The sequence below is a fragment of the Bradyrhizobium sp. USDA 372 genome (genome assembly GCF_053629095.1).
Genome location: NZ_JBRJHR010000001.1, coordinates 1,860,041 through 1,871,734 on the forward strand (window position 1 = coordinate 1,860,041; position 11,694 = coordinate 1,871,734).

The window sequence follows — 11,694 nt, forward strand, 5'->3', positions numbered from 1 at the left end:
ATGGCAGACGGATCGATCGGCCTCTGGACAGTCCCGCTCGCCGTGCTTGGCGGCGCCATTCGCGTCTCCACCCCATTCCTGTTCGTGAGCCTGGGCGAATGCATCACCGAGCGCTCCGGCCGTATCAATCTCGGCCTCGAAGGCACGCTGGTGATGGGCGCGATGAGCGCCTATGGCATCTCCTATCTCACCGGCTCTCCGTGGCTCGGCGTGCTGGCCGCCGGCATCACCGGCGCGCTACTGGGTGCGCTGCATGCCGGCATCTGCTCGCTGCCGCGCGTCAACGATGTTGCCGTGGGTATTGCCTTGATGCTGTTCGGCACCGGCCTTGCCTTCTATCTCGGTAAGCCGCTGATCGAGCCGACAGCGCCGCGGCTGCCCGCCATCGACTTCGGCTGGTGGAGCGACATCCCGCAAGTCCGCGCCGCGCTACGCATCAACGTGCTGTTCCTGATCGGCGTGGTGCTGGCGCCAATCCTTTATTGGGCCTTCCGCACCACGCGCTGGGGCTTGCTCATCCGCACCGCCGGCGAGAGCTCGGATGCCGCACGCGCGATGGGCCATTCCGTGCTGCTGATCCGCCTGCGCGCCACCATGGTCGGCGGTTTCCTCGCCGGCATCGGCGGCTCGTTCCTGTCGCTGTTCTATCCCGGAAGCTGGAACGAGGGCCTTTCCTCGGGCCAGGGCATCACCGCCGTGGCGCTCGTGATCTTCGCGCGCTGGGATCCCCTGCTCTGCCTGTGGGCCTCGCTCGCCTTCGGCGGCGCCGCGGCGCTGGGTCCGGCGCTGCAATCGGTCGGGGTCACCTCCGGCTATCACCTCTTCAATGCTGCGCCCTACATCCTGACGCTGGCGATCATGATCATCACCTGCTCGCCGAAGCGGACGCTGACCGGCGCGCCCGCCGAACTCTCGATCACACGGTAACACGCACGAGGTCGTCCATGCCCGAGCGCTACATCAAGTCCGAGCCCTATGCCTGGCCCTACAATGGTGATCTCCGCCCGGAGAATACGGCACTGATCATCATCGACATGCAGACCGATTTCTGCGGCGTCGGCGGCTATGTCGACAAGATGGGCTATGACCTCTCGCTGACGCGGGCGCCGATCGAGCCGATCAAGCGGCTGCTCGCGGCGATGCGCAGCCAAGGCTTCCACATCATCCATACCCGCGAGGGCCACCGCCCCGATCTCTCCGACCTGCCCGCCAACAAGCGCTGGCGCTCGCGCCAGATCGGCGCCGGCATCGGCGATCCCGGCCCGTGCGGCCGCATCCTGGTGCGCGGCGAGCCCGGCTGGGACATCATCGAGGAGCTGGCGCCACTGCCCGGCGAGCCGATCATCGACAAGCCCGGCAAGGGCTCGTTCTGCGCCACCGATCTGGAGCTGATCCTGCGCGTCCGCGGCATCGAGAACATCGTGCTGACCGGGATCACGACCGACGTCTGCGTCCACACCACCATGCGCGAGGCCAACGACCGCGGCTTCGAATGCGTCCTGCTGCACGATTGTTGCGGCGCGACCGACAAGAGCAACCACGACCACGCGCTGAAGATGATCAAGATGCAGGGCGGCGTGTTCGGCGCGGTCTCGACCTCTGATGCCTTCATCGGAGCGATTTCGTGATCATCGGCGAAACGCCTCCGCCCTCGGGCGCCTTCGGCGTCGATGCCATCGCCATGACCATGCGCTTCGGCGACTTCCTGGCGCTGGACAATGTCGAGCTGAAGGTGCGGCCCGGCTCGTTCCATGCTCTGCTCGGCGAGAATGGCGCCGGCAAATCCACCCTCGTCAAATGCATCATGGGCTACTACCACGCGACCGAAGGCGACATTCTCGTCGGCGGCCGCGAGCAGGCGATCGCCAACCCGAAGGATGCCCATGCCCTCGGCCTCGGCATGGTCTATCAGCATTTTACGCTGGTGCCCGCGATGACGGTTGCCGAAAACCTCGTGCTGGCGCGCGACGACGTGCCGGCCGTGGTGAACTGGCCGAACGAGATGAAAGAGCTGGAGGCATTCCTTGCTCGGATGCCTTTCAAGGTGCCGCTTGCCGCGAAAGTTTCGGACATCTCTGCCGGCGAACGGCAGAAGTGCGAGATCCTCAAGCAGCTTTATCTGAAGCGCCGCTTCCTGATCCTGGACGAGCCGACCTCGGTGCTGACCCCGGCGGAAGCGGACGAGGTGCTCGGCATGCTCCGCGACATGGTCGTGAAGGGCGAGCTGACCATCCTGATGATCACGCACAAGTTCCGCGAGGTCATGGCCTTCGCCGACGAAGTCACCATCCTGCGCCGCGGCAAGCTCGCTGGAGCCGGCAAGGTTTCCGAGCTGACGCCGGATGAGATGGCACGCACCATGATCGGCGCCGAGGAGCTGACGGTGCAGCCGCCGCGCACCGGCGAAGCCGGTCAGGCCAGGCTGGAGCTGCAAAAGCTCCGCGCCCTGGACGATGCTGGCGCCGTTGCCGTGCACGATGTCTCGCTCACGGTTCGCGCCGGGGAGATCGTCGGCATCGCCGGCGTTTCCGGTAACGGCCAGCGCCAGCTCGTCGAGGTTCTGGCCGGCCAGCGCGAGGCCGAGAGCGGCGATATTCGCGTCGCCGGCGATCCCTATCACGCAAGCCGCGAGGAGATGCGGCGCCACAGGATGTCTCTCCTGCCCGAGGAGCCGCTGAAGAATGCCTGCGTCGGCGGCATGAGCGTCGCCGACAACATCGCCTTCCGCGAATTCGACCGCGCACCCTTTGCCAGCGGCGGCTGGTGGCTCAATCGCGGAGCCTTCCGGAGCGACGCCAGGAAGAAGATCGGGCAATACAAGATCAAGACCCGCACGCCTGACACGCCGATCTCGGCACTGTCCGGCGGCAACGTGCAGCGCGCTGTGCTGGCCCGCGAGCTAGGCGGCGACGTCGAGGTGCTGATCGCCGCCAACCCCTGCTTCGGCCTCGATTTCGCGGCGGTGGCGCAGATCCACGCCGAGATCATGGCGGCGCGCAACCGCGGCGCCGCCGTCCTGCTCGTCAGCGAGGACCTCGACGAGCTGCTCGAACTGTCGGATAGGCTGGTGGTGATGTTCCACGGCGAATTCGTGTATGAAGCACGGACCAGCGAAGCCGATCTCACCGTGGTCGGCCGGCACATGGCAGGGCACTGAACGGAGGATCGATGGACGACGCATCAGGGCGCGACGAGCACTTCCTGCGCCTGTCCTTCGCGGTCGCCCGTCGTTCCCTCACCCATGGCAACCACCCGTTCGGCTGCATCGTCGTCGATGCCGACGGCAAGGTGCTGATCGAGACCGAGAACGGCTACATGCCGGATCGCGACGCCACCGCGCACGCCGAACGCCTCGCAGCCACCCAGGCCTGCCGCACGCTCGATCGCGAGGTGCTGGCGAAAGCCACGCTCTATTCCTCAGCCGAACCCTGCGCGATGTGTGCGGGCGCGATCTACTGGGCCGGCATCGGCCGGGTCGTCTATGGCCTCAGCGAGCATCGCCTTCGCGGCATCACCGGCAACCATCCGGAGAATCCGACCCTCAACCTGCCATGCCGCGAGGTCTTTGCAAGCGGCCAGCGGCCGACTGAGGTCGTCGGGCCGCTGCTCGAAGCCGAAGCCGAAGCGCTGCACGACGGCGTTTGGGCGAAGTCGCAGCACATCGCCAAAGAAGATGACGCCGCGGAGGTTTGACGCGGCGCCACCGTCTTCACCTGCAGAGCATCTGGCGATCAGAACTTCACGGTGATACCGGAGTAGAGCGAGGACTCGGTGCACGCTCCGGTGCTCACCCTCGCGCCACCGACGAGCGTGGTACAGCCGACCGCGAGGTTGTGATCGAGACCAAACTTGTTCTGCCAGTAGCGGTAAGCCACCCAGACGTCCACGAAGTGCGAGTACTTGTCGCCCCAGGCCGCCTTCGACGCATCGAAGGTCAGACGGATGGGCTCCGAATTCAACTCCACCGCGGTGTTGTAGACGCCGTTCGCCGGGCTGTAGGGAAGCGGCTCGGTGTCCGTGCCCTTCTTGCCGTACCAGCCGGCGCGGCCGCTGATCGAGAAATACTGCATGTTCGGCGGCAGGAAGCCGAGGTCCATGTAGTAATTGACCTCGACGGCCCAGGTTGGCTTGAACGACGTGTTGCCGTCCGCAAGACAGGTGACGCCGGGAACGCCCGGACCGAACAGCCCGCACTGGCTGAAGGAATTGTGGTTGGCGAACTCCCAATAGACCAGCGGCGCGACATTGACGTACCCCTTGTAGGGCAGGTCGAATGCGAACTGCAGACCGGCCGACGACGTCGCGCTTGGCAGCGCCGAAATACCGGTTCTCGGTATTGGCATCCATGCCGACTTCGAACGAAATGTTGTGCAGCGGGCCCGCGCTGAAGGCCTTGGTGTTGAAGAGTTCGTTCCAGCCGAAGGTCGAGCGGAACAGGCCGTAGATTTCGGTCGCACCCGCGCACGTCGCCGGCGCACCGAAGATTGTCCCCGCATTGGTGCACGGCCCCGCCGGATCATTGTGATCCGACTTGAACAGGGAGATGGTGAAGAAGTTGGTGCCGTACGCCCAGAGGTCGAAATGGGTGAACGAATAGACCTGCTTGGTGGTCTTGCTGTCGATCGACCCATCTGGCCGGAATGACCACGCGCCCGGTTGCGCAGCGTTGAAGATGTATGAGAACGTGACGCGGTTATCGATCACCAGGAAGAACGGAAGGTCTGGAGCCTTCTTGGCCGCCTTGACCGGCAGGTCCGCGCCCTGAGCCAGGCCACCGATGGCCAGCGTAGCAAGTGACAGCGCCGCTGCTGCCACTGCCGTATAACGAAACGACATCCTGAATACCCCCTCGTTTGGGCAAGCAAAAATGCGCGCCCCTGGGTGCGACATTTGCGCCGATCTCCCGGACCGAGAAGCCTCAACTTTTCACATGGCGTGCCGCATGTTGCAGCAGCACGCGACGAGTGACGGAAGAATCGCAGCGCCCCGACGTGGAGCGAACACGCAACGAGAGAGGCATCGCTGCCGAACATTCCCGATTGTTTTTATTCGGATTTTCTGATTGAGCCCGAACGCAGTGCCGCATCGACGCAGCTGTTGCCGTCGCTGCACTCCTCGCGATGGGCGACCGACGCGTCCATTGCTCAACATGGCGTCAGGTCTGCACAGCGGGTTCCGATTTACCTTGAACCGTCACAAATTTGCAACAGAGGACCGACTCGCGGACGCGATCGCCCCGCCGTCCAGGTGCCGTTTGCGGGAATTGATCGCCCGGAGTCGACGACGAGCGCTGGCCCGAGGGCCTGCCGAAGCGTTGAGCAAGGGATGATGCTTTTTCACATCTTACACCGCGGTCCAAACTGGCCCAGTATTGAGGCACTTCACCCATGCAAGCGCATCAGCGAATGTTAGATCCGACGCCCAACGGCCAGCATTCCGGCAAATCCCCGCTCCTGAGGACCATCGGCCTCACCAAGCGTTACGGGGATTTCCTTGCCAACGATTGCATCGATATCGACATCTGGCCGAGGGAAATCCACGCCCTGCTGGGCGAGAACGGCGCCGGCAAGTCGACGCTGGTCAAGGCGACCTACGGACTGATCCAGCCCAGCGCCGGCGAGATTCACTGGCAGGGCGAGCGAATCGTGCTGTCCGGTCCGTCCGAAGCGCGCAGCCGCGGCATCGGCATGGTGTTCCAGCACTTCTCGCTGTTCGACAATCTCACGGTGGCCGAGAACGTTGCGCTCGGCCTCGACGGCAAGGAATCCTTCAAGGACATGTCGGCCCGGCTGGAACAGGTGTCCAAGACTTACGGTCTGCCGCTCGATCCCAGGCGCGAGGTGTGGCAACTCTCCGTCGGCGAGCGTCAGCGCATCGAGATCGTCCGCGCCTTGATGCAGGATCCGAAATTCCTGATCCTGGACGAGCCCACCGCGGTGCTGACGCCGCAGGAAGCCGACCAGCTCTTCATCGTGTTGGAGCGCCTCAAGGCCGAAGGCCGCGCCATCCTCTATATTAGCCACAAGCTGGAGGAGGTGAAACGGCTCTGCGACACCGCCACGATCCTGCGCGGCGGCAGGAAGGTCGAGACCTGCAATCCTCGGCTCGAAACCGCCGCCTCACTTGCGCGGATGATGGTCGGCGGCGAGGTCAAGGAAGTGAAGGCCGCATCCGGCCGCAAGACCACCGTGCCGCGGCTCGTCGTCAACGATCTCTCGCTCGCCCCCGCCGAGGCGCATGGCGTGCGGCTCGAGCACATCTCATTCGAGCTAAAGGGCGGCGAGATCCTCGGCATCGCCGGCGTCGCCGGCAACGGCCAGGACGAATTGTTCGCGGCGCTGTCCGGCGAGCGCCTCTCGAAGGACCCCGGAACGGTGGTGATCGAAGGCATCGCCGCCGGTCATCTTTCGATCACCCAACGGCGAAAGCTGGGCGCAGCTTTCGTTCCCGAGGAGCGGCTCGGCCACGGCACGGCTCCGCGGATGAGACTGTCGGAGAATGCGCTGCTCACCGGCCATGCCGCCAGCGGCATGGTCCATCGCGGCTTCATCGATACGGCGGCCACGCTGAGAACGGTCGACCGCGCGACCGAAACCTTCGACGTCCGCAAGGCCAAGCGCGATCCCGAGGCCGCGAGCCTGTCCGGCGGCAATCTGCAGAAGTTCATCGTGGGACGCGAGATCCTGCGCAACCCCGCGGTGCTGGTGGTGAGCCAGCCGACCTGGGGCGTCGACGCCGGCGCTGCCGCCGTCATCCGTCAGGCACTGCTTGATCTCGCCACCGCAGGCGCCGCGGTGCTCGTGACCAGCCAGGATCTCGACGAGCTCGCCGAGATCGCCGACCGCATCGCCGTGATGTTCCACGGCAAGCTGTCGGCTCCGCTCTCGGCAGGCGAAGCAAGCCGCGAGAAGCTGGGCCTTCTGATGGGCGGCAGCAGCCTGGAGCCGAAGGAGGTCGCGCATGCAGCTGGTGCTTGAGAAGCGTGCCGAGCGCTCCAATACGATCGCGCTGGTGTCTCCCCTGATCGCGATTGGCCTTACGATCGTCACCATGGTCATCCTGTTCGCGATCCTCGGCAAGAATCCGCTGCTTGCCCTGCACGCCTATTTCATTGCGCCCCTGACCGACGGCTATTCGCTCCAGGAGATCGCGGTGAAGGCAACGCCCCTGGTGATGATCGCGATCGGCCTGTCGCTGTGCTATCTCGCCAACGCCTGGAACATCGGCGCCGAAGGGCAATTCCTGATCGGCGCAGTCGCGGGAAGCTGGATCGCGGTGAAGACGCAAGGCACTGACGCCGGCGCCTGGGTGCTGCCGGCCATGCTCGTCCTCGCCGCCGCCGCGGGCGCGGTCTATGCGCTGATCCCTGCGATCTGCAGGGTGAAGTTCGGCGCCAGCGAAATCCTGACCAGCCTGATGCTGGTCTATGTCGCCGACCTTTTCCTCGACTATCTCGTGCGCGGTCCCTGGCGGGATCCGCACGGCTTCAATTTCCCGACCACGGCCGAGTTCGATCCGGTGGCGACGGTGCCGTTGCTGATCGAGGGCGGCCGGCTCCATGTCGGCTCGATCATCGCCCTGCTCGTCGTCGCGGCAGCCGCGATCCTGCTCGGGCGCACCATCAAGGGTTTCGAGATCCGCGTGGTCGGCGCCGCGCCGCGTGCAGCGCGGTTCGGCGGCTTCAACGCCAACCAGCTGATCATCCTGACCTTCGCCGTCTCCGGGGCGCTGGCCGGGCTTGCCGGCATCATCGAGGTGGCGGGGCCGGTCGGGCATCTCCAGCCCGGCATCTCGCCCGGCTACGGCTTTACCGCGATCATCGTCGCCTTCCTCGGCCGGTTGAACCCGCTTGGAATATTAATTGCAGGCCTCTTCCTCGCGTTGACCTTTATCGGCGGCGAGCAGGCGCAGATCGCGATGAAGATTCCGCTGGACGTCACCAAGGTCTTTCAGGGCATTCTGCTGTTCTACGTGCTCGCCTGCGACTCCCTCATTCTCTACCGCTTCAAGCTGGTGTTCCCGAACCGACAGGTGGCCCGTGGTGCTGGTTGAGGCCATCATCCTGGCGGTGCTCGCCGCGTCGACGCCGCTGTTGATTGCGGCGACGGGCGAGCTCGTGGTCGAGCGTTCCGGCGTGCTCAATCTCGGCGTCGAGGGCATGATGATCGTCGGCGCGGCCTGTGGCTTTGCCGGCGCGTGGCTGACCGGATCAACCTTTATCGGCGCGCTGTTCGGCATCGTCGCGGGCACGCTGATGTCGCTCGTGTTCGCGCTGATGGCGCTCGGGCTCGCCGTCAACCAGGTCGCAACCGGCCTCGCGCTGACCATCCTCGGCGTCGGGCTCTCGGGCCTGATCGGCGCCGGCTTCGTCGGCGAGCGCATCACGCCGGCCGTGCACCTCCATATCCCTGTCCTGACCGATATTCCGCTGATCGGCCGCGTGCTGTTCGGCGAGGACGGCTTCGTCTATTTCTCGATCGCGCTGATCGTCGGCGTGTGGTGGTTCCTGTACCGCACCCGGGCGGGACTGATCTTGCGCGCCTGCGGCGACAATCACGTTTCCGCGCATGCGCTCGGCTATCCCGTACTGCGCATCCGCACCTTCGCGGTGATGTTCGGCGGCGCCTGCGCGGGTCTTGCGGGCGCCTATCTGCCGCTCGCCTATACGCCGTTCTTCATTCCAGGTATGACCGCGGGGCGCGGCTGGATCGCATTGGCGCTGGTGGTGTTCTCGTCCTGGCGGCCGGGCCGGCTCGTCGTCGGCGCCTATCTGTTCGGCGCGGTGACGATCCTGCAGCTGCACGCGCAAGGTTGGGGCGTCGGCATTCCCTCGCAATTCATGTCGGCGCTGCCTTACCTTGCGACCGTCATCGTGCTGGTCCTGCTCTCCCGCGCGCGCACGGGCGGCTCGACCGCACCGGCCGCGCTCGGCACGGTGTTCGTGCCCGACCGCTAGATTTCGTTTCCGCAGTGTGCGCGAAGGGGCGCGCATGCGGCGGATTGTGGCTTCCCCCGATGTTTGGAGATTGATGATGAGGAAATCACTTCTTGCACTGGCTGCCGGGCTCTTGCTCGCCGGGAGTGTCAGTGCGGCCTCCGCCGCCGACAAGCTGAAAGTCGGCTTCATTTATCTCGGTCCGATCGGAGACCTCGGCTGGACCTATCAGCACGACCTCGGTCGCCAGGCGCTGGTGAAAGAATTGGGCGACAAGATCGAGACCACCTATCTCGAGAACGTGCCCGAAGGACCGGACTCCGAGCGAGCGATCGAGCAGCTCGTCCGCGCCGGCAACAAGCTGATCTTCACCACATCGTTCGGCTACATGGATCCGACGCTGAAGGTCGCCAAGAAATATCCGAACGTGCATTTCGAGCACGCCACCGGCTACAAGCGCAACCCGAACATGTCGACCTATTCGGCGAAATGGTATCAGGGCCGCTACATTCAAGGCCTGATCGCGGCCAAGATGTCGAAGTCGGGCGTGCTCGGCTATATCGGCTCGTTCCCGATTCCGGAGGTCGTCTCCGGCATCAATGCGACGATCCTGGCGGCGCAGACCATCAATCCGAACATCAAGGTCAAGATCATCTGGGCCAACACCTGGTTCGACCCGGGCAAGGAGGCCGACGCCGCCAAGGCGCTGATCGACCAGGGCGCCGACGTGATCATGCAGCACACGGATTCGCCCGCGGCCATGCAGATCGCCAGCGAGCGCGGCAAGCTGGCCTTCGGGCAGGATTCCGAGATGATCAAGTTCGGGCCCAAGACCCAGCTGACCTCGATCCTCGACACCTGGGGCCCCTATTACATCGAGCGCGTCAAGGCCGAGCTCGCCGGCACCTGGAAGTCCGAGGACACCTGGGGCGGCCTCGACAGCCACATGTTCGCGATGGCGCCCTACACCAACATGCCTGACGATGTGAAAAAAATGGCTGAGGATGCCCAGGCCGCGATCACCGCTGGCAAGCTGCATCCGTTCAAATGCCCGATCGTTGGGCAGGACGGCAAGCCGGTCGAGTGCAAGGGCGGCGATCACCTGGATGACGGCCAGATCCTCGGCATGAATTTCTACGTGAAGGGCATCGACGACAAGCTGCCGGGCAAGTAGCACGCTTCTTGCATTGGCTAAATCACCTGCTCCTCCCGGAGGAGGTTCGGAGGGGGTGGCCAGAAGCACCCGGCACTTGTGGCTGCCCCCTCTTTTTATTTCGCCCCGACTATCCCGCCTGCATAGCCTGCGCCGCGGAACTGTGGCGTCGGATGAGGTCGGCGACATCGAGGCCCGGGATCGCACCGTCGATCACCGCCCATTTTCCAGCCACCATCACCCGGTCGGCGCGATGCGCCCCGCACAGCACGAGCGCGGCCAGTGGATCGCCGTGGCCGGAGAAGCGCAGCTCGTCGAGCCTGAACAGCGCAAGATCGGCGGCCTTGCCGACGGCGATCTCGCCAAGTTCCGGCCGGCCGACACACGCCGCCGAGCCCTTGGTGGCCCAGCGCAGCGCATCCTTGTGGCTGACCTTCGTGACGCCATAGCGCGCCCGTTGCAGCAGGAACGCGGCCCGGACCTCCTGCATCAGGTTCGATCCGTCGTTCGAGGCCGAGCCGTCGACACCAATGCCGATCCCGACGCCGGCTTCTTCCATGTCGCACACCGGGCAACAGCCGGACGCGAGCAGCTGGTTGCTGCACGCACAATGGCTGACGGTCGTGCCGGCCTTGCCGAGCCGTCTCATCTCGTCCGGATTGAAGAAGATTCCATGGGCGAGCCAGGTCCGCGCATTGAGCCAGCCGCATTGCTCGAGATAGTCGAGCGGACGGCAGCCATACATCTCCTGGCAGAATCTGTTCTCGTCCTCGGTCTCGGCGAGATGGGTGTGCAGGCGCACGTCGAGCTTGTCGGCGAGATCGGCCGTGGCGCGCATCAGCGACGTCGTCACCGAGAACGGCGAGCATGGCGCGAGCGCGATCTGCACCATCGCGTCCGCGCCGCGCTGGTGATGCTTGGCAACCACGCGGGCGCTGTCGGCGAGAATGGTGTCCTCGTCCTGCACGACGCTGTCCGGCGGCAGGCCGCCGTCGCGCTGCGACAGGTTCATCGAGCCGCGCGTGAGCAGCACGCGCGCGCCGAGGCGCTTCGCCACCGCCACCTCGATATCGACGGATTCCTCGAGTCCCGCCGGGAAGACGTAGTGGTGGTCCGTCGTGGTGGTGCAGCCGGAGAGCAAAAGCTCGGACATCGCCACGGTGACGCCGAGCTCGAGCGCTTCGGGCGTCAGCCTCGCCCACACCGGATAGAGCGCCTGGAGCCAGGGGAACAGCTCGCGGTCCATCGCGGCCGGCAGCGCCCGCGTCAGCGTCTGGTAGAAATGATGATGCGTGTTGATCAAGCCCGGCAGCACGACGTGCTCGGCCGCGTCGAACACTGCGACATCCGCACTTGCCGGCACACCGCCCGCCGGCACGAGCTCCACGATCCGGCCGTCCTTGACGACAATGCCGCGCTCGGCCCCGTCGGCGAGGATGGCCAGCGGATCCCTGATCCAGGTCGAACTTGCCTCAATCATGATCCTGGTTCTCCTCACACAAGCTGACAGCGGAGCCGCAAGGCGGAGGACGACTTGCGTCCTTGCTGCGACTTGCTGTTGCCACTTGGCTCCCGTCTTGCAACACTTCTCTCGGACCACTCACCC

At 65.1% G+C, this 11,694-nt stretch carries 9 protein-coding genes and 1 pseudogene; 8 read left to right on the plus strand and 2 right to left on the minus strand.

The window, feature by feature from the left end:
• From AB7M16_RS09085 to AB7M16_RS09100, 4 genes are read left to right on the plus strand one after another with little or no spacing between them, the layout of a single operon-like run.
• A complete protein-coding gene (locus AB7M16_RS09085; RefSeq protein ID WP_025037674.1) occupies window positions 1-927 on the plus strand; it encodes an ABC transporter permease in 927 nt (308 codons plus the stop codon).
• A 17-nt stretch (window positions 928-944) separates the two neighbouring features.
• Window positions 945-1,628 (plus strand): biuret amidohydrolase, encoded by a 684-nt coding sequence (gene biuH / locus AB7M16_RS09090; protein ID WP_063688390.1) that lies wholly within the window; start codon window positions 945-947, stop codon window positions 1,626-1,628.
• Entirely contained in the window at window positions 1,625-3,157 is a 1,533-nt protein-coding gene (locus AB7M16_RS09095) for an ABC transporter ATP-binding protein (protein ID WP_453943700.1), read from the plus strand. Before biuH ends, AB7M16_RS09095 begins: the two co-directional genes overlap by 4 nt.
• Before the next feature lie 11 nt (window positions 3,158-3,168).
• On the plus strand, window positions 3,169-3,693 hold the full coding sequence (locus tag AB7M16_RS09100; protein ID WP_453943701.1) for a nucleoside deaminase: 525 nt from the start codon (window positions 3,169-3,171) through the stop codon (window positions 3,691-3,693).
• A gap of 38 nt (window positions 3,694-3,731) precedes the next feature.
• Here the strand turns inward: AB7M16_RS09100 and AB7M16_RS09105 are convergent.
• Window positions 3,732-4,836 (minus strand): annotated as a pseudogene (locus AB7M16_RS09105) (hypothetical protein).
• 569 nt (window positions 4,837-5,405) lie between these two features.
• Here AB7M16_RS09105 and AB7M16_RS09110 point away from each other — a divergent pair.
• The 4 genes from AB7M16_RS09110 (at window position 5,406) to AB7M16_RS09125 (ending at window position 10,109) form a co-directional block, all read left to right on the plus strand.
• On the plus strand, window positions 5,406-6,977 hold the full coding sequence (locus tag AB7M16_RS09110) for an ABC transporter ATP-binding protein (protein ID WP_453943702.1): 1,572 nt from the start codon (window positions 5,406-5,408) through the stop codon (window positions 6,975-6,977).
• The gene (locus tag AB7M16_RS09115; RefSeq protein WP_453943703.1) at window positions 6,961-8,052 is read left to right on the plus strand and encodes an ABC transporter permease; all 1,092 of its coding nucleotides are present in this window, start codon (window positions 6,961-6,963) and stop codon (window positions 8,050-8,052) included. The genes AB7M16_RS09110 and AB7M16_RS09115 overlap by 17 nt, the downstream gene beginning before the upstream one ends.
• Window positions 8,039-8,956, plus strand: coding sequence for an ABC transporter permease (locus AB7M16_RS09120; RefSeq protein ID WP_212255317.1), 918 nt, complete (start codon window positions 8,039-8,041; stop codon window positions 8,954-8,956). The genes AB7M16_RS09115 and AB7M16_RS09120 overlap by 14 nt, the downstream gene beginning before the upstream one ends.
• A gap of 76 nt (window positions 8,957-9,032) precedes the next feature.
• Window positions 9,033-10,109 (plus strand): BMP family ABC transporter substrate-binding protein, encoded by a 1,077-nt coding sequence (locus AB7M16_RS09125; RefSeq protein ID WP_172785522.1) that lies wholly within the window; start codon window positions 9,033-9,035, stop codon window positions 10,107-10,109.
• 109 nt (window positions 10,110-10,218) lie between these two features.
• On the opposite strand, the gene AB7M16_RS09130 is transcribed toward AB7M16_RS09125, so the two are convergent.
• Window positions 10,219-11,568, minus strand: a complete 1,350-nt coding sequence (locus AB7M16_RS09130) for an 8-oxoguanine deaminase (protein WP_453943704.1) — start codon at window positions 11,566-11,568, stop codon at window positions 10,219-10,221.
• Between the last annotated feature and the right edge of the window lie 126 nt (window positions 11,569-11,694).